Here is a 17,452-nt window from a genome sequence, read left to right as displayed (position 1 = left end):
GCCCCAGCCGAATTCGGTTGGGGCATTTTACTTTGTGGCGCAGAAAACGCTGGGCAGCTGGCGAAGACCAACGGCAATGATTCGCGCCGCTGGCGATCACCCTTCGGGCAGCGTTAGGCTGTCCAAACCTGCTGCACAGGTTTGTCGCCAGTGCCGACGGCGGCTCCCATTAATTTAAAACCCGAGATTCTAACAAGTCTCGGGTTTTTTTATGGGTCTTTGAAAATCGCGTCCATTAGGCGCTGAACTACGGTGAGGGCCCGCGCTGCACTGCAGCGCCTAAATCGTTTCCTGCCGATTTGTCACAAGGCTTCTAAATAAACCCCCTCACAGCAAAACTGAGCAGGGTTTATATTTAGGATGTGATGATTTGAAAATCAGGTATCAAGCTTGCGCGCATCTACTTGTTTTACCTCGGAATTACTTTTAATAAGTTCTACTACACGGTAAATCATTGCCACTTCATCAACTGTGCCTGAGACGAATATATTCCCGTTATAACTGTTTATTTCTAAATGTCCTGATAATTTTTTGTCTGCTTCCAATCTACTAATTAACGTATTGATTAGTTCTTGATCAGTGCTGGAAGAACTGAAGTGAGGGCTGGCTTGGACATTGACGGTATTATTGGAGAATGCTGCATTTGCAACGGCAAGGTTACTGCAGAGCAAGGCGATTGCCGAGATCATGGTGAGTTTTTTAATATTCATGATTGTAGCTCCTGTAATCTAAATGATTAGGTACTTTCCGCAAAATTATGTTTGCGGTTAACTTTTCATACGGCGAGTTGGGCAAATTAGATTTTAATGGTGAAGGCCGCTGGAGATTGCAGAAATAGAGCGTCATCTTGGGCTTAGTCGGACTGCAGTGTAGAAACAGCTTCAAAAGATTGAGGCCATGGATCTTGTTATCGAATCGGTTGATGTACGTTGTTTTACAGCTTAATGGGGGCGGGGTTAAAGTTTTTACTAATTAGAAGCGCTTTCAGATCGTCTATGTGAGGTTCTAATGTAGAAAAAATTTCTTGGTGATGAGCGTTTTTACTGATTAAGAGGATTAGGTTTTCTTCTATCGTTGTACATATGCGACTAACTTCTGAAATATTTAATATAGAAGCAGTGCCAGCTACTGAATGTACTGCACGATGAAACTCTTTCAATGTATTACTTGGGTCATCTTGAGCTTTGTATCGTAGCCAAAGATCAATTATGTGTTGGAGCTTATGGTCTAATTTAAGAATATAGCTCTTTTGTAACTCAACTAGCTGGGCGTCTACCGAGTCTGAACCAGTGTTATTGTTTTGACTCATGATAGGCCCGCCAAATTGTTCTGATATCATCGCCTAATGTCATAGGGTTGAACGGTTTAGTTATAACATCTTGCGCGCCTAAATTCTTTAGTTTCTCAATTTCTTCTGCTTGTGCTTTTGCGGTGATAAATACTACGGGGGTTGTGCTAAATGCGGGTAGGGTTTGTATTTTTTTAAGTATTTGCGGCCCGTCCATGCCGGGCATCATAACGTCCAGAAGTATTAACTGAGGCTCGAATTCATTGATACTAGCAAGCGCTTCGGTGCCGTTAGGACATACTTTAACGGTGAAGCCGGCAACTTGAGCAAGTGCGATCTCGGCGACAATGCGAATATCTGGTTCATCCTCTACGTACATTAAGCGTATTAGATCTGGTGGATTACTCATGCTGGAATCCTTGCGGTATATCAGGTTGTATAAGCTCTAATTCGATATAAAATTCACTGCCTTTATCAATGGAAGATTCGAAAGCTAATGTCCCCTGGTGTTGCTCAACGATTGCTTTAGAAATATGTAGCCCTAGCCCAGTTCCACTCATTTCACGTTTGTCAGAAGTATCTGCTTGGGTGAATTTTTCAAAAACACGCCCTTGGAAGTCGGGTGAAATACCAATGCCCGTATCACACACAGCAATACGTATTTTATTCTCGATAATTCGGGCATTTATTTCGACAACGGAATTATGATGAGAGAATTTTGCCGCATTAGACATTAAATTACTCATAACTTGCATTAATCGGTCTGGGTCAGCGTTGATAAAAACCAACTCAGGACAGTGCGTTAGAGTAAATTTAACATGATGTTTTTCTGCATACGCTTGATTGTCAAAAATAGCAGTCTCAAGAAATGGTTTAACGCTGATAATTTGACGGTTAAAGGGTATCTTCTCAGATTCAATTTTAGAAATATCGAGTATGTCGTTAATAAGCAGAAGTAATCTATCACTGTTTTTGTGAGCGATATTAATCAACATATCTGCTTGCTTGGAGCTGTTATCAATCGCTCCTCCGATCATGAGTTCCAATGAAGCTTTGATGGAAGTTAGAGGTGTTCTTAATTCGTGACTAACCGTCGCTATAAATTCGTCTTTTATTTGTTGTTCGTGGACCCGGCGCATAGCAGTGCGTAGTTTTTCTTCAGTTTCCTTACGCTCAGAAATATCACGTACGATTCCAGTAAACATACGTTGTCCGTTGACTTCCATTTCGCTAATGGCGAGTTCGAGGGGGAAGCTCTCGCCATTTTTACGTAAACCGGTAACCTCTCGACCGATGCCAATAATTTTTTTCTCACCGGTATTGAGGTAGTTTATAAGATATTGATCATGTTCGGCCCGATAGGGGTTGGGCATAAGTAATGACACATTTTTGCCAGCTAACTCGTCAACGGTATACCCAAATATATTTTCTGCTGCTGGATTAACAGTTTCTATTAACCCTTTGTCACTAATGGTGATAACGCCGTCTACAATTGTATCTAGTATGGCTTTTGTTCGAGCGAGAAGCCCCCTTAAAGTTTCCTCTGTATTTTTGCGCTGGGATATATCGCGAACCACCCCAGTAAACATCCGCTGGCCATTGACTTCCATCTCGCTAATTGCGAGTTCAAGGGGGAATGTTGTTCCGTTACTGCGTAGCCCGGTGACCTCTCGGCCAATACCTATGATTTTTTTATCCCCAGTATCGAGGTAGTTACTAAGGTAGATGTCATGCTCTTTGTGATAAGGCAGGGGCATCAGCATAGACACGTTGTTGCCAATTAATTCGGATTTGTTATAACCAAAGATATTTTCCGCAGCAGGATTGACGGTTTCTATGAGACCTTGATCATTAATGGTAATTACGCCATCGACAATCGTGTCTAATATTGCCTTGGTACGTGAGAGCAAATCATTGATAGCTTCTCTATCACTCATATTTCATCCTGATACGGTTGCTATCCTAGTTTTAATGTATTTAGAGGTATTGTGGCTATCTTTGCATTTTAAAATCACAAAGTTAGCACTGAAACTGGGACATATACTTAGGTGATTACGCTAGGGCCGCTTTATTATAGACATTAATATGTCTGAAATTATTGAGTATTTCTGCATAATGAGCTTATTTCACCTGTTGTTTTGCAAGTTTACGGGCAAGGGTTCGCCGGTGCATGCCCAGTCGTCTTGCGGTCTCTGAGATATTAAAGCCAGTTTCCGCTAAGGTTTCATGAATACGCTCCCACTCAAGGGTTTTTATCGAGGTGGCACGTCCGCGAATTTCTACTTCAACATTACCTTGGGCGCTGTTAAAGGCGGCTTCGATATCATCAGTATTAGACGGTTTGGCAAGATAGTGGCAGGCGCCCAGCTTGACCGCTTCGACAGCAGTGGCAATGCTGGCGTAGCCGGTGAGAACCACAATGAGCATGTCTGGGTCGTGTTTGTGCAAGGCTTGCACACAGGCAAGACCAGATGCTTCGCCGTCGAGCTTAAGATCAACGACTGCATAGCTCGGTGAATGGATCTTTAATAAATCGATAGCGCCTTCTAAGCTACTAGTATTGATAACCACGTAGCCACGGCGTTCAAATGAGCGCCCCAAAGTGCGCGCAAATGCAGCGTCATCTTCAATTAGCAGCAACGTCGGTAGGTCATTCTCGGCGCCTAGCTCTGTTTCGTCCACCATTGTCTTAAACCTCCTTAAGCTGGATTGCTGCAAGTGGCAGACGTAGGCTTATTTCGGCGCCGCCTTCTTGGCGATTACGGGCGCGAACTTGGCCACCTAATATACGGGCAACATTGAATACCAGAAATAAACCGAGACCACTTCCAGGCCGCCCTTTTGTTGATTGGTAGGGTTGCCCTAAGCGGTCAAATACTTCCTTTGCAAAGCCTGGCCCACGATCTGTAACCCGAATGAGTAGGTTGTCTTCTTGTCTTGATAAGGTAAGGCCGATCCAATTGGGCGAGGCATCTAAGGCATTGTCGAGTAAATTACAGATGGTCTGCTTAAATACTGTGTCAGATGCAATGTCGACATCGTCGCCAAAATTGTTTTCAAATTCAAAATTGTCCACTTTGCGGGTGCTTTGCCACTCAATCAGTAATTCTTCAAAAAAACTACACACGCTGGTTTCCCCAGAGGATTCGCCTCGGGTTTCGCCAGCAGACATCAGAATACCGCTTACGATAGATTTGCAGCGTTGTACTTGAGTCTGCATTTCAGTGATTTCTTCGTCTAGGTCAGGGTCGGCGTTTAGGGCTGGCATGCGCCGCCAGTCACCGAGAATAACCGCGATGGTCGCCAGTGGGGTGCCAAGTTCGTGGGCCGCACCAGAAGCCAGTAAACCCATACGTAAAATGTGTTCTTCCTCTGCCGCGCGTTGGCGTAATTCAGCGAGGCGGGCGTCGTGTTCACGGTGGGTTTGGTTGATGCGGTTAATAAATACCACAAGTAATCCGGCATTGAGGACAAGGCAGATGAACATACCTTCTAGGTAATAGCTGCGTATGCCTAAGTGATAGTCTTGGGGTAGGTCGATGGGCAGGCCTGCCTCGGCCAGCCACAGGAAGCACAAAGCCGCAACGCCAAGTAGCACCCACGTATAGGTTTGGGCCATGAGTACGGCCGCTAAGCAGACTTGTAATAAATAGAGAAAGACGAAGGGGTTGGTTGCGCCACCGCTAAAAAAAAGCTGGGCGGTCAGTGTGCCCATATCAACTAACAGACCCATGAATAACTCAGCTGTGTACACGCGGCGCTTAAAGCGTAAGCTCAAATCGGTTAGAGCATTGAACGCAATAAGGCCGGCCAAAATGCTGAGCATGGTCTGTATCGGCAGTGTGACGCCAAAGCCATAATGGGTAACGAGAATGGTGAGTAATTGGCCAAGTACGGCGACCCAGCGTAGCTGAACAAGCTGGCGCATATGCTTGCCAAGGGTGTCGGTGTCACTGGATTCGGTTTGTCTAAGCAGCTGGTTTACATCGGCCAGCGCTTTGGTATTTGTCATAATAGTGGATCTCTCAGCGACTTTTCAGCATGGCCAAGTATACTCATGTGGGGGTGAGTGCGCAGCGGGGAGCTGGAGTAATTACTTAAGCTTAGTCTACCTTGCGACGCCGTTCTTCCCGCCATACGATAAAACCGGCGATCAATACCGACAGCGCTAAGCTAAACCACGTAACGGCATAGACCATATGGCTATTATGGAATTTTACTACGGTCAGTCCGGCCACTGGGGCTGGGCTGAGATTGCTGTTGTCGTTTTGTGCTTGGTCTGGCTTGGCGTCAGCGTCGATAAAATAAGGCGCGGCGGTGAGTTCGAGGTGATCGGCAATTGCCGCAACATCACGGGAATACCACCGACCGGTCGTGGGGCTGTTTTCGCGGAGCACACTGCCGTTGGGTTCGCTAAGTCTGAGCAGACCAGTGATTGTCTGCGGTGCGGTCTCGGGAGGCAGTGGCATGATGCCCTGGCCAATATAGCCGCGATTGATCAAGACAGTGCTGTTGTCGCGGCGTTGAAACGGTGTCATTACCCAGTAACCACTGCCTAGCTCAGTAGCGGCCACCACCAAGGTATCTTTGTTCAGCAGAAACTGGCCGTCGACAAGGACGTGCCGGTATTCGTCGTCGGCTTGATTTATCGCAGCCCAGTCTTCCATACTGGGCGCGATTTCAGCTGGGGCGTGCACCCGGCTATCAATGCGTTCAATTAAGTCTAGCTTCCATACTCGGCGCTCGAGTTGCCAATTGCCGAGCATAATAAAACCACTAGAGAGAATAATGCCGCACAGGCTAAGGAGCGATAAAGTCGCTATGCGGCGAATCGGCATCTTAGCTGCCACCCGGCATCATCGAGGGCATCATATTCACGTTCATGTGATACATCACCCACAGCGAGCCCGCTAAGGTAATAAATAACAGCACCACCGTGAAAATCAGTGAGAGCATGGTCCAGCCACCCTCCGATTGAAAATTCATGTGCAGAAAGTAAACCATGTGCACCAGAATTTGGACTAGAGCAAAGGCGAGAATGATCAGTATGGTGGTATTGCGGGAGCTGAATACTTCGCCCATCACCAGCCAGAACGGAATGGCGGTAAGAAACACCGAGGCCATAAACCCCAGCATATAGCCGCTAAAGCTGCTGTGTGGACCTTCTTCGTCGTGATGGTCTGCGTGATGTGTGTCGTGATTTTGTGAATGCTCGCTCATGACAGTGACCCCATCAAATAAACAACAGTGAATACGCCGATCCAAATAACGTCAAGGAAATGCCAGAACATAGATAGGCAGAATAAACGGCGACGGTTAGCGGTGGTTAGACCGTGTTTGCGCAGTTGAAACAATAGCGTTACCAGCCAAATTATCCCCAGGCTTACGTGCAGACCGTGGGTGCCGACCAAGGTGAAAAAGGCTGACAGGAATGCGCTGCGCTGGGGAGTCGCACCTACATGTATTAGGTGGTAAAACTCGTACAGTTCAAGGCCAAGAAATGCCGCACCAAATACCCCAGTAATGGCAAGCCAGATCATGGTGCCTTGCAGTTTGCGCTGCTGCATCTGCAGCATGGCAAAACCGTAGGTTATGGAAGAAAACAGCAGAAAACTGGTGTTTAAGGCCACGAGCGGTAGGTCGAATAGATCGGCGCCCGATGGCCCGCCGGCGTAGTTTTGGCTCAGTACGCCATAGGTGGCGAACAGCGCCGCAAAGATGAGGCAGTCGCTCATCAAATACAGCCAGAAACCGAGCAGGGTGCCGTTGGCAACGTGGTGCTCGCCCTTTTCGAGAAAGTCGAATTGTCCCGGCGCAGCAGAGGCCGGCATAGCAGTCGAATGTGACATCTTAGGCAGTGGCCTCCCCGCGTTTAGCTTCTACTAGTGCTACCTCATCTGCAGGTATGTAGTAGTCGCGCTTGTAGTTAAAGGTGTGAGCAATAATGGCGATCATTAGCGCGGCAAACGTCAGTCCGCCGATTAGCCACATATGCCAGATCATGGCAAAACCAAATGCTGCGCTTAGGCCTGATATCACCATACCCGCGGCGGTGTTCTTTGGCATATGGATCGCTAAGAAGCCATCGCTTGCGCGCTTAAAGCCGTTGCTCTTCATATGCCACCACGCATCGAGATCGTATACCTTAGGTGTAAACGCAAAGTTGTATTTGGGTGGTGGAGACGAGGTTGACCACTCCAAGGTGCGGCCATTCCACGGGTCGCCAGTTTCATCGCGCAGCGAGTCGCGACGCTTGTAGCTCACATAAAGCTGGATCAAGAAACTGATGATACCCATACCAATCAACACCGCACCGCCCAGTGCAATCTGGAACCATATCTGCAGTGAGGGATCGTCGAAGTGACTCATACGACGGGTGACACCCATAAAGCCGAGCATATAGAGCGGCATAAACGCCAAATAGAAGCCGATAAACCAGCACCAGAAGGAGACCTTGCCCCAGAAAGGCTCTAGCTTGTAGCCGGTGACCTTGGGGTACCAGAATGTAATGGCAGCAAATGTCCCAAATACCACGCCACCAATAATAACGTTATGGAAGTGAGCGATTAAAAACAGGCTGTTATGCAGCACAAAGTCTGCGGGTGGCACCGCGAGCAGTACGCCAGTCATCCCACCAATGACAAAGGTGATCATAAAACCGATAGTCCACAGCATGGGCACTTCAAACTGAATGCGGCCACGGTACATGGTAAACAACCAGTTAAAGATCTTGGCGCCGGTCGGTATCGAAATAATCATGGTGGTGATGCCAAAGAAGCTATTCACCGTTGCACCAGAACCCATAGTAAAGAAGTGATGCAACCATACCAAGTAGGACAGAATGGTGATTACCAGCGTGGCATAAACCATAGACGAATAGCCGAACAAACGCTTACCGCTATACGTCGAGACGATCTCTGAGAACACCCCAAAGATCGGCAAAATCAGAATATAAACCTCTGGGTGACCCCAAATCCATATTAGGTTTACATACATCATGGCGTTGCCGCCAAGGTCGTTGGTGAAGAAATTCATACCGAGATAGCGGTCTAAAGACAGTAGCGTCATAACGGCAGTAAGTATGGGGAATGCCGCCACAATCAAAATGTTAGTACACAGCGCCGTCCAGGTGAAAATCGGCATTTTCATCATATTCATGCCGGGTGCGCGCATTTTTACAATGGTGACAACAAAGTTAATACCAGATAGCAGGGTGCCGACCCCGGCTATCTGCAATGACCAAATATAGTAGTCGACACCAACCCCCGGACTTTGCAGTATCCCGGTGAGTGGCGGGTAGGCTAGCCAGCCAGACTTAGCGAATTCGCCAACAAACAGCGACACCATGATCAATGCCGCACCGGCGCTGGTCATCCAGAAGCTGAGGTTGTTTAAGAAGGGAAACGCCACGTCGCGGGCACCGATTTGCAGCGGCACAATGTAGTTCATTAAGCCAACAACAAAGGGCATCGCCACAAAGAAAATCATTATCACGCCGTGGGCGGTAAAGATTTGATCGTAGTGATCCGGTGGCAGATACCCCGTGGCTTCACCAAAGGCCATGGCCTGATGGATGCGCATCATAATGGCATCAGCAAAACCGCGCAGAAGCATGACCAAGCCCAGAATCATATACATCACGCCGATACGCTTATGATCGATACTGGTAAACCATTCGCTCCAGAGGTATCCCCAGACCTTGTAATAGGTGAGTGCAGCGAGCAGGGCGATGCCACCAATAGCGGCCACCACAAAGGTTCCTATCAGTATAGGATCGTGAAAGGGGATCGAATCTAGGCTTAAACGGCCAAATACTAGTGTACTGAGATCAGACATGAACGTTACCGACGCTCTGACGCGCTATGAGTGAATGAGACGGACGCATTGCGACCACGGTAATTGCACAAGGGTAGCTAGTGGGCATGGTGACCCTCATCATGTGTGTTGGGGGTTGTCGACGGCGCGGCATGAGACTCAGCGTTATCACTGCCATGGTGGCCGTGATGCTTCATCATGTCTTTCATACACAGCGTGCCGGGTTCTACGCAGCGATTGAGAATCGCGTCGTACAGATCTGGCGCTACTTCACTGTAATACTGTACGGGGTTGTATTCACTGGGTTCTGCCAAGGCCTGATAGACGGGACGGCTAAGTAGCTCGCCTTCGTTCTTGACTTTGTTTGTCCACTGATCAAAGTCGGCTTCACTCATACCTAAAAACTTAAAGCGCATGCCGTTAAAGCCGGCGCCAGAATAATTCGCTGAGAAACCGTCGTAGCTTCCCGGTTCATTAATTACCGCGTGTAATTGGGTTTCCATGCCGCCCATGGCGTAAATTTGACCCGCCAGTGCCGGTATATAAAAGGAGTTCATCATCGTGGTGGCGGTGATTTTGAATTTGATTGGCCGGTCTACCGGCGCGGCCAGTTGGTTCACGGCCGCGATACCTTGCTCGGGATAAAAGAACAGCCATTTCCAGTCCATGGCAACCACTTCTATAATGAGTGGCTCAACATCTTCGGCGACGGGCTGGCCTTCTCTGATGCGATCCAGCGGTCGGTAGGGGTCAAGTTGGTGGGTGCTCACCCACGTTAATGCTCCCAAGGCGATGATAATCGCTAGCGGTGCAGCCCAGATGACTAGTTCTAAATTAGTGGAGTGATCCCAGTCTGGGGCATAGGTTGCGTCTTTGTTAGACGCGCGGTAGCGCCATGCAAACCACAGGGTAAGTACAATAACGGGCACCACCACGATCAGCATTAAAATGGTGGCCCAGATAATGAGATTGGCCTGCTGCGCTGCAATATCGCCAGAGGGAGACATAACCACGGTATCGCAGCCAGCCAGAAGGGCTAGTCCGATAGTGCCTATGGAAGTTGTACGCAGAGTTTTGGAAATCGACATCGCCACTCGCAAGTCCAGATAGTAATGAGAGGCGCAAACTTTAAGCGAATTACCGCGTGGAAAGAATTGGACAATTTGTCCTATGGCTGGCTCGGGTGAATCGGAGTAGTCTTTCATAATTCACAAAACTAGGGATGAGCGCCTCACCATGGCCAGTACAACAAACTCTGCTCTTGCAGCCGATATGCAAACGCCGGCCGGTCATTCGCCGGTAGCCCCCGGCGAGATCGCCATAGGTGTGGTTATTGGCCGCGCCTCGGAACATTTCGACTTTTTCGTGTTTGGCATGGCCTGCGTATTGGTGTTCCCAAGTGTGTTTTTCCCTTTCGCCAGCACACTAGAGGGCATGTTGTACGGCTTCGCCATATTCTCAATGGCATTTGTGGCACGGCCTTTTGGTACCGCTCTATTTATGAATATACAGCGGCGCTGGGGTCGCAGTGTTAAATTGAGTTCGTCTTTGTTCTTGTTGGGCACTGCCACCGCGGGCATCGCCTTTTTGCCGGGGTATGATTCCCTTGGCGGCAGCTCAATATTTTTTCTCGCCATCTTCCGTATTCTACAAGGTTTTGCACTCGGCGGCTCTTGGGATGGTCTGCCCTCGTTGTTAGTACTGAATGCGCCTCAGTCGAAACGCAGCTGGTACGCCATGATTGGTCAGCTCGGTGCCCCAATTGGTTTTCTTATCGCAAATTTATTGTTTTTCTACCTGATTAGCAGTGTTAGTCCAGAAGACTTTCAGGCGTGGGCGTGGCGCTATCCCTTCTTTGTTGCCTTGGCCATCAACGTGGTTGCGTTATTTGCGCGTCTGCGTTTGGTGCTCACCGAAGAATATACGGCGGCATTGGAAGAGAGCGAGCTGGAACCAATAAGCACAAGTGAAATGCTTGAAAAACAAGGGCCTAATATTTTCTTGGGTGCTTTTGCGGCACTGGCGAGCTATGCGCTATTTCATATCGTCACGATCTTTCCGCTTTCATGGATCTCATTGGGTGAGTCACAATTAATTGGCAATGTCTTAATAGTGCAGGTCTTTGGTGCCTGTATTGGGATAATCGCCACCGTTGTTTCTGGGATTATTGCCGACCGTATTGGCAAGCGCACCACCGTGTCGTTAATGGCAGTATTAATCGGTATCTTTGCACTGTTCACGCCGCTGCTGATGAGTGGTTCGGCAGTGATGCAAGACACCTTTATTTTAGTCGGTTTTGCACTACTTGGGGTTTCCTATGGTCAAGCGTCCGGCACTTTAACGGCCAACTTTGAACGCCGCTTCCGCTATGCTGGTGCGGCATTAACATCTGATTTTGCCTGGTTGTTTGGCGCTGCATTCGCACCTTTAATTGCCCTTGGTTTGTCTGTGCATTTCGGGTTATTTGCCGTTAGCTTGTATTTGATTTCCGGCACCTTTTGTACGCTTATGGCGCTGCGAATTAGCAAGCATATGGAAGCGGCTGACTAATCAAAGCACCTGTGAATTTATTATGTCGATAATATTGGCCCTCTCCGAGCGAGCAGCTACTTATATTCAGCTTAGCTGCTCCTAAGACGAATGTAGCGATTGGGAATGTCGCGTTGCCACTGCCTCAATATTCAATAAAATATCAGTACTTATTTTAGTGCTGATATTGAGGCGGGCGCTCTCCTAGCTTTTACGTGAAAGTCTTATTAAGTTTTAAGAAACTTGGGAAGATTCGTCAATACGCTCTAAGCTTTCTCTTGCCTCTACGGTTGGGAATAAAATCCAGTCGTGAATCATCCATATTTCGCGGTCATAAAAAAGCCCCACACCTTTCGGTGCGGGGCTTTGATATGGTGGGCCTTCGCAGACTTGAACTGCGGACCTGCCGATTATGAGTCGGATGCTCTAACCAACTGAGCTAAAGGCCCTTATAAGAATGATGACATGCTTTTTTGGACGTACCTATAACGGTTGCCGTCGTCATCATGTTCGCAGTAAGCAGTATATTACGTGCTAATACTGATTCTTAGGGCAGTCAATTTCACTGCTGGATAATCAAGTACTGGAGAAAAATCCCCTACCACGCTTAAAACGTGGGCGCATTATAGTGTGCGTTGGCGGGGTTGGCCAGTGCTTGATGCTATTTGCGTTGCAGATATCGCAGACGTAAATGCTATTTCTTCATTGAAGTGCAATAATCTGAGCCGTGAACTTTATAAGTTGGAGGCTGAGCTTGAGTAATCAAGACCGTATATTTAAAGCGTATTTAGATGATCAGCGTCAGTCGCTGCAGGCGCCGCTTGGGTCTGTCTTTGCGTTTACTGAGTCATTGCTTGAATTAAGTGTGATCTCTGAATTAGAGAGCTTAAAGGCGGACGTAGAGAAGATTGCGAATGCGTCGTCGTCCATGATGGAGATGTTGGCGTCTATTTCAGCGTTAACACCGAGTTCGCAAACGGAGTTGTCCCGCTTACGGCACGATTTACGCAATGCCATTGGTTTGGTTGATGGTTTTAGCGAAATCCTTTTAGAAGATTGTGACGATAAAATTGCCAGCGAGTATATTGGCCAGATTCGGCACCAGTCCCAATTGTTTCAAGCTCGATTAGAGCAGTTTACCTTGGGTAATGACGGTGCTGTGGCGGCTGACCCCATAGAGGCCATTTTCAAGAGCTTTAAGCGCGGTATTCTGCGCGATGATCGTGAGCATATGGCGGCAAGTATTTTGGTGGTTGATGATAATGATAGTAGCCGTGACTTACTTGCTCATCAGTTACAACGTCAAAACTATATGGTGATAGAAGCTGCCAGTGGTGAGCGCTGCTTAGAGATTATGCGCAGTGCAGAGCCAGATGTGGTGTTATTAGATTTGGTGATGCCCGATATGAACGGCTACGAGGTGCTTCAAGTTATTCGTGGCGATGAGGCCTTGCGGCGCATTCCGGTCGTTGTCATTAGTGGTATGCAAGATGAAGAAGGGGCGGTACGTTGCATTGATGCGGGTGCTAGTGATTATTTGCTTAAGCCCGTTAACGGTACGTTGCTAAGAGCGAGAATTAGCGCGTCGTTGGAGACCAAGCAATGGCGAGATCGCGAGCGTGAGTACCTTGCTGAGCTAGAGAAAAGTCAGCGCTTTATTCGCAAAATATTTGGTCGCTACCTATCAGATGAAATAGTTCAGCGTTTACTTGATGATAATGACGGCCTAAAGCTGGGCGGTGAGCTTCGTCAAGTGACGGTATTAATGGCGGATATTCGTGGTTTCTCGGCTCTAAGCCAGCAATTAGGGCCTGAACAATGTGTGACCTTGCTGAATAACTATTTTGGCAAAATGACAGAGGTAATACAGCGCTTTAGGGGCACCGTTGACGAGTTTGTCGGCGATGGCATTCTGGTTATTTTTGGTGCCCCCCTTAGTGATAAGGACGATTGCGATCGAGCGTTGGCTTGTGCTGTTGCGATGCAGCTCGCCATAAAAGATGTGAATGCGCTTAACGTGGCTGATGGTTTACCCGAAATCAGTATGGGTATTGGTTTGAATACCGGTGATGTAGTGGCCGGCAATGTGGGCTCTGAATTGCGCTCAAAATATGGCGTGGTTGGTCATAATGTGAATTTAACGGGCCGGATTGAGTCCTGTACTGTGGGGGGGCAAATATTGGCGTCGCCTGCCACCATGGCGGGGGCTTCTGTTGAGGTGTTAGCTGGAGAGCAAGTTAGCGTTTCGCTTAAAGGCATGGGTGATGCGGTACAGCTGTCTGAGGTTCTGGGGGTGGGTATGCCCTATGATTTATTGCTAAACCCAAGCTCAGTTCAATGGCAGGGCTGTAGTAATAAATTGTGTTTGCAGCTCACTTTAATGGCTGGGAAGCAGGCTGGGGCGAGTCAATATACTGTGACGCTGGATGCACGTGCTGGCGACAAGCTGCGGGTTATCAGCAGCGAGGCGTTACCGGTTTTGGCTGATGTTCGTATCGATGGCTTTGAGGCTTGCTATGCGAAAATCACCACCCAGAACACGGAGCGTGAATATGTCGTCACTATGACGTCGACCAGTCCTGAGCTGCAAGGGGTTTTGCAGCGTGCGTTTAGTGAATAAGGTGTAGGTGTGGTGATGCCAAAAATATTGCTCGTTGAAGACAATGAAATGAATCGAGATATGCTCAGCCGACGGTTAATACGCAAGGGGTATGAGGTACTACTAGCTGTTGATGGCCAGCTTGGTATTGATATGAGTCTTAGTGACAAGCCAGATTTAATGCTATTGGATATGAGTTTGCCGATCAAAGATGGCTGGCAGGTGGCCAGAGAAATGAAGGCAACGCCGTCGCTACAGGCTATCCCTATTATTGCCTTAACCGCCCATGCGATGGCCGATGATCGCCAACGAGCGTTGTTGGCGGGTTGCGATGATTACGATACCAAGCCTGTTGATTTACCGCGCCTGCTTGGAAAAATCGAATACCTACTTGGTACTAAAGGATGAGTTTTACCCGCCGTTTAACACTGTCTTTTGTCGCTATTTTGGTGTTGTCGTTGGGTAGCGTCTTGGTTCAAGTGTGGGGCAATGACACTAGACGTCGCAATGTTTGGTTGTTACAGCATGTGATTCGCTCGCAGTCTGAGTTGAATGACTTTAGTCAGCGGATGTATAGCACGCATCGAAAAATATTAGTGGTGGATGCGCTGTCGGAATCTGGCGGACAGAATGGTATTACCTCATCTGAGCGAAATGAGTTGCTCAGCGGTATTGATGCTTTGTCGGCACTTGAAGAAGAGCTTAATAGTGATTTGCATGAGTACTTAGAAGCGGGAAGTTATGAACCGTTAAATGCAGCGGCTTTGTTTGAGCATTGGCGATCATTTTTGCAGGCAAATGACACGCATAGTGCAAGCGGGTTACTTCGTGAGTACGAGGCCCTGAGTTCGCGGATTACAGCAAACGAATGGTATTTGCTGTCACGCTCTGACCAAATTAATGCTGACCTTCGTGAAATTGTCAGTATGACAAACAAAGTGGCGTTGGCCGTGTTTTTATTAGCGCTAATTACGACCTTTGTTCTTGGCTATTACATGACGCGTTACACCCGGCGGGCAATTCGACAGCTGCAAAAGGGTACGGCTGAGTGGCGTGAAGGTAATTTTGATTACAGCATTGCAGACATGGGGCATGATGAGTTTGGTCAGTTGGCGAACTCATTTAATGATATGGCGTCTAGTTTGCGCCAGGCGATGGGGCGAGTGCGTGAAGCAAGTCGACGCGCAGACGCCGCCAATCAGGCAAAAAGTGGCTTTTTGGCGAATATGAGCCATGAGTTGCGTACGCCAATGAATGCGATCATTGGTTATTCGGAAATGTTGCTGGAAGAGATTGCTGAAGAAGATGACTTGTCGGTCAGCGATCTGCAGCCAGACCTTGAAAAAATTCAATTAGCCGGTAAGCATCTTCTGGCATTAATTAATGATGTGCTGGATATCTCTAAAATTGAATCTGGTCGTATGGCGGTGTTCTGGGAAGATGTCGCCTTAGAGCCTGTTCTCAGGGATGTGGAGGTTACGGTTGCGCCATTAATGGAAAAAAATGGGGATACCTTGCATTGTCACTTCGCCTTAAAAAGTGATCGTATCCGAACGGATGTGACGCGCCTGCGGCAGATTTTATTAAATCTGCTGAGTAATGCGGCCAAGTTTACCCGATCTGGCGATATATACCTGTCGGTAACGGAGGAAGTTGAGAACGGGAATGGCTATTTGCTTGCAGAAGTCCGAGATAGCGGTATTGGGATGAATACTGAGCAGTTAAGTCGTGTGTTTGATGCGTTTGTGCAGGCTGATCAGTCAACAACAAAGCAATATGGTGGCTCTGGTTTAGGTTTAACGATTTCACGCAAGTTTGCCGAGCTATTGGGCGGCACGATTACCGCTGATAGCGAATTGGGAGTAGGCTCCACATTTAGACTTAGCTTGCCGGTGGGTGAAGCTGAGTCGTCGGCAACCTTAGATAAAAGTGCCACGGGTGATATTTTAGTGATAGATGACGATTTAGCTGCGTTGGATTTGAGCCATCGCGCCTTAAGTCGTGAGGGCTACCGTGTTCGGACCGCATCATCGGGCGCAGAAGGCTTGGTAATGGCGCGGCAACATCGGCCTGACTTGGTGGTGCTGGACGTTATGATGCCGGGCTTGGATGGTTGGCAGGTACTTCATAGTTTGCGAAGTGATGTCGTGCTGGGGAGTGTGCCGGTGTTGATGCTGTCAATGCTGAATGAGCGTGATCTAGGTTTGTTACTGGGTGCAAGTGGTTATTTAGTCAAGCCCGTGGAGAGTGCCGAGTTGGTCGCAGTGGTGCGAGATTTGCTGCCAGCGACTGCGGTGGGAAACATGCTGGTTATTGAAGAGGGCGACATCCTTGCAGAGGTGATTGAACAGTTATCTGGTGCCGAACATTGGAAGGTTTACCAAAGTGCTGATTTAACTCGGGTGGCCGAACTGCTTACTGAGTTGCCCTGGCAGTTAATTGTGATGGGACCCCATAGCGATAGCGGACAGGTGAGCCGTTTAGTGACGCATTTGCGTACAGAGCATTGGCGGAATGTGCCGGTCTTGATGGCGCAAACCGAGTTGGAAATTCAGAGTTTACGCGGTCAATTGGGCGCGTATTTGGATCGTGGCGCGTGATAGCCAGGAATTTACTGCAAACCTAATTGGCGTAGTTTTTCTATGGCACGTTGCAGGGTTGTGATTTCACGGGCTAGTAGTCGTTGCTGAATTTCAGCTTTTTCTCGTAGCGCAATTTCTTCTTGCTGTTGGGCTAGCTGCTCTAGGCTAAGGCTTAGGCTAAAAAAGAGTATATCTAAGCTGGGCTCATTTTGTGGCCAGCGCATCATTTGCTGATAAAGACGATCTATTGATGCAGTGGCAAGAGCTGAATTAAAGATTGGGCTATTAGGGTGTAAGTAACATAGCGCAAGCCCAGCCAAGGATTGTTGGAGCGTGTTTTGATCCGTGCTTGTTTCGAGTAAATTCTGATAGGTAGCTTCAGCGTCTAAAAAATTCTGCGAGCTAAGTAGCTGTTGAGCAATAAATAAACTAGATGTGCTCGTTTCAGTATTTAACGTGGGTGGGGCAAGCTGGTCTGAGTCAGCTGAAGGCGGTTGGCTTTGGCAGCCGCTGATAATAATACTGGTAAATGCAATATAGATACTGGCTGCATGTAGCTGCCGAGTTACGTTGGCGAGCATCGTAGATACATCCAATTGTAGATTTTGAGCCGAACTTGCCGAGTAGGCAAGTTCGGGT

Annotated in this window: 16 protein-coding genes and 1 tRNA gene; 4 read left to right on the top strand and 13 right to left on the bottom strand. The window is 48.1% G+C overall.

All coding sequences use genetic code 11. From position 1 onward, the window contains the following. Window positions 1–377 precede the first annotated feature (377 nt). The 11 genes from AELLOGFF_RS13425 to cyoA form a co-directional block, all read right to left on the bottom strand. Entirely contained in the window at window positions 378–710 is a 333-nt protein-coding gene (locus AELLOGFF_RS13425; RefSeq protein ID WP_159269213.1) for a BON domain-containing protein, read from the bottom strand. Window positions 711–934: 224 nt separating this feature from the next. Continuing rightward, window positions 935–1,309: an Hpt domain-containing protein gene (locus tag AELLOGFF_RS13420; protein WP_159269212.1), complete on the bottom strand. Its 375-nt coding sequence runs from the start codon at window positions 1,307–1,309 to the stop codon at window positions 935–937. Further along, the gene (locus AELLOGFF_RS13415; protein WP_159269211.1) at window positions 1,293–1,697 is read right to left on the bottom strand and encodes a response regulator; all 405 of its coding nucleotides are present in this window, start codon (window positions 1,695–1,697) and stop codon (window positions 1,293–1,295) included. The genes AELLOGFF_RS13420 and AELLOGFF_RS13415 overlap by 17 nt, the downstream gene beginning before the upstream one ends. Next, window positions 1,690–3,225 carry a PAS domain-containing sensor histidine kinase gene (locus AELLOGFF_RS13410; RefSeq protein WP_159269210.1) on the bottom strand — a complete coding sequence of 512 codons (1,536 nt, stop codon included), beginning with the start codon at window positions 3,223–3,225 and terminating at the stop codon, window positions 1,690–1,692. The genes AELLOGFF_RS13415 and AELLOGFF_RS13410 overlap by 8 nt, the downstream gene beginning before the upstream one ends. 184 nt (window positions 3,226–3,409) lie before the next feature. Next, window positions 3,410–3,973: a response regulator transcription factor gene (locus tag AELLOGFF_RS13405; protein WP_159269209.1), complete on the bottom strand. Its 564-nt coding sequence runs from the start codon at window positions 3,971–3,973 to the stop codon at window positions 3,410–3,412. 4 nt (window positions 3,974–3,977) lie between these two features. Next, window positions 3,978–5,300 carry an ATP-binding protein gene (locus AELLOGFF_RS13400; protein WP_159269208.1) on the bottom strand — a complete coding sequence of 441 codons (1,323 nt, stop codon included), beginning with the start codon at window positions 5,298–5,300 and terminating at the stop codon, window positions 3,978–3,980. Between the two features lie 91 nt (window positions 5,301–5,391). After that, complete coding sequence (locus AELLOGFF_RS13395; RefSeq protein ID WP_159269207.1) at window positions 5,392–6,126, bottom strand: SURF1 family protein; 735 nt, start codon at window positions 6,124–6,126, stop codon at window positions 5,392–5,394. A gap of 1 nt (window position 6,127) precedes the next feature. Continuing rightward, the gene (gene cyoD / locus AELLOGFF_RS13390; protein ID WP_159269206.1) at window positions 6,128–6,508 is read right to left on the bottom strand and encodes a cytochrome o ubiquinol oxidase subunit IV; all 381 of its coding nucleotides are present in this window, start codon (window positions 6,506–6,508) and stop codon (window positions 6,128–6,130) included. Beyond that, a complete protein-coding gene (cyoC, locus tag AELLOGFF_RS13385) occupies window positions 6,505–7,137 on the bottom strand; it encodes a cytochrome o ubiquinol oxidase subunit III (RefSeq protein WP_159269205.1) in 633 nt (210 codons plus the stop codon). The genes cyoD and cyoC overlap by 4 nt, the downstream gene beginning before the upstream one ends. 1 nt (window position 7,138) lies before the next feature. Beyond that, window positions 7,139–9,124 carry a cytochrome o ubiquinol oxidase subunit I gene (gene cyoB, locus AELLOGFF_RS13380; RefSeq protein ID WP_159269204.1) on the bottom strand — a complete coding sequence of 662 codons (1,986 nt, stop codon included), beginning with the start codon at window positions 9,122–9,124 and terminating at the stop codon, window positions 7,139–7,141. A gap of 77 nt (window positions 9,125–9,201) precedes the next feature. Next, window positions 9,202–10,308: a ubiquinol oxidase subunit II gene (cyoA, locus tag AELLOGFF_RS13375; protein WP_235035724.1), complete on the bottom strand. Its 1,107-nt coding sequence runs from the start codon at window positions 10,306–10,308 to the stop codon at window positions 9,202–9,204. A gap of 31 nt (window positions 10,309–10,339) precedes the next feature. On the opposite strand from cyoA, the gene AELLOGFF_RS13370 reads away from it, so the two are divergent. Further along, window positions 10,340–11,653, top strand: a complete 1,314-nt coding sequence (locus AELLOGFF_RS13370) for an MFS transporter (protein WP_159269203.1) — start codon at window positions 10,340–10,342, stop codon at window positions 11,651–11,653. A 351-nt stretch (window positions 11,654–12,004) separates the two neighbouring features. On the opposite strand, the gene AELLOGFF_RS13365 is transcribed toward AELLOGFF_RS13370, so the two are convergent. Further along, a tRNA-Ile gene (locus AELLOGFF_RS13365) sits at window positions 12,005–12,081 on the bottom strand. A 305-nt stretch (window positions 12,082–12,386) separates the two neighbouring features. On the opposite strand from AELLOGFF_RS13365, the gene AELLOGFF_RS13360 reads away from it, so the two are divergent. The 3 genes from AELLOGFF_RS13360 to AELLOGFF_RS13350 are packed head-to-tail and all read left to right on the top strand — an operon-like array spanning window position 12,387 to window position 16,831. Further along, on the top strand, window positions 12,387–14,252 hold the full coding sequence (locus AELLOGFF_RS13360; RefSeq protein WP_159269202.1) for an adenylate/guanylate cyclase domain-containing protein: 1,866 nt from the start codon (window positions 12,387–12,389) through the stop codon (window positions 14,250–14,252). 15 nt (window positions 14,253–14,267) lie between these two features. Further along, complete coding sequence (locus AELLOGFF_RS13355) at window positions 14,268–14,639, top strand: response regulator (protein WP_159269201.1); 372 nt, start codon at window positions 14,268–14,270, stop codon at window positions 14,637–14,639. Continuing rightward, window positions 14,636–16,831, top strand: coding sequence for an ATP-binding protein (locus tag AELLOGFF_RS13350; RefSeq protein WP_159269200.1), 2,196 nt, complete (start codon window positions 14,636–14,638; stop codon window positions 16,829–16,831). The genes AELLOGFF_RS13355 and AELLOGFF_RS13350 overlap by 4 nt, the downstream gene beginning before the upstream one ends. Window positions 16,832–16,842: 11 nt before the next feature. On the opposite strand, the gene AELLOGFF_RS13345 is transcribed toward AELLOGFF_RS13350, so the two are convergent. Continuing rightward, complete coding sequence (locus AELLOGFF_RS13345) at window positions 16,843–17,394, bottom strand: hypothetical protein (RefSeq protein ID WP_159269199.1); 552 nt, start codon at window positions 17,392–17,394, stop codon at window positions 16,843–16,845. Window positions 17,395–17,452 lie beyond the last annotated feature (58 nt).

The sequence above is a fragment of the Zhongshania aliphaticivorans genome, assembly GCF_902705875.1.
GTDB classification, from domain to species: Bacteria; Pseudomonadota; Gammaproteobacteria; order Pseudomonadales; family Spongiibacteraceae; genus Spongiibacter; species Spongiibacter aliphaticivorans_A.
The sequence above is the reverse complement of the archived record's forward strand: the minus strand, read 5'-3'. Positions and strand labels throughout refer to the sequence as shown.

Coding starts and splice junctions, on each gene's coding strand:
- AELLOGFF_RS13395 (WP_159269207.1), bottom strand. CDS start 6,126: ATGCCGATTCGCCGCATAGCGACTTTATCGCTCCTTAGCCTGTGCGGC.
- AELLOGFF_RS13355 (WP_159269201.1), top strand. CDS start 14,268: ATGCCAAAAATATTGCTCGTTGAAGACAATGAAATGAATCGAGATATG.
- cyoC (WP_159269205.1), bottom strand. CDS start 7,137: ATGTCACATTCGACTGCTATGCCGGCCTCTGCTGCGCCGGGACAATTC.
- cyoA (WP_235035724.1), bottom strand. CDS start 10,308: ATGAAAGACTACTCCGATTCACCCGAGCCAGCCATAGGACAAATTGTC.
- cyoB (WP_159269204.1), bottom strand. CDS start 9,124: ATGTCTGATCTCAGTACACTAGTATTTGGCCGTTTAAGCCTAGATTCG.
- AELLOGFF_RS13415 (WP_159269211.1), bottom strand. CDS start 1,697: ATGAGTAATCCACCAGATCTAATACGCTTAATGTACGTAGAGGATGAA.
- cyoD (WP_159269206.1), bottom strand. CDS start 6,508: ATGAGCGAGCATTCACAAAATCACGACACACATCACGCAGACCATCAC.
- AELLOGFF_RS13425 (WP_159269213.1), bottom strand. CDS start 710: ATGAATATTAAAAAACTCACCATGATCTCGGCAATCGCCTTGCTCTGC.
- AELLOGFF_RS13420 (WP_159269212.1), bottom strand. CDS start 1,309: ATGAGTCAAAACAATAACACTGGTTCAGACTCGGTAGACGCCCAGCTA.
- AELLOGFF_RS13350 (WP_159269200.1), top strand. CDS start 14,636: ATGAGTTTTACCCGCCGTTTAACACTGTCTTTTGTCGCTATTTTGGTG.
- AELLOGFF_RS13345 (WP_159269199.1), bottom strand. CDS start 17,394: ATGCTCGCCAACGTAACTCGGCAGCTACATGCAGCCAGTATCTATATT.
- AELLOGFF_RS13400 (WP_159269208.1), bottom strand. CDS start 5,300: ATGACAAATACCAAAGCGCTGGCCGATGTAAACCAGCTGCTTAGACAA.
- AELLOGFF_RS13405 (WP_159269209.1), bottom strand. CDS start 3,973: ATGGTGGACGAAACAGAGCTAGGCGCCGAGAATGACCTACCGACGTTG.
- AELLOGFF_RS13410 (WP_159269210.1), bottom strand. CDS start 3,225: ATGAGTGATAGAGAAGCTATCAATGATTTGCTCTCACGTACCAAGGCA.
- AELLOGFF_RS13370 (WP_159269203.1), top strand. CDS start 10,340: ATGGCCAGTACAACAAACTCTGCTCTTGCAGCCGATATGCAAACGCCG.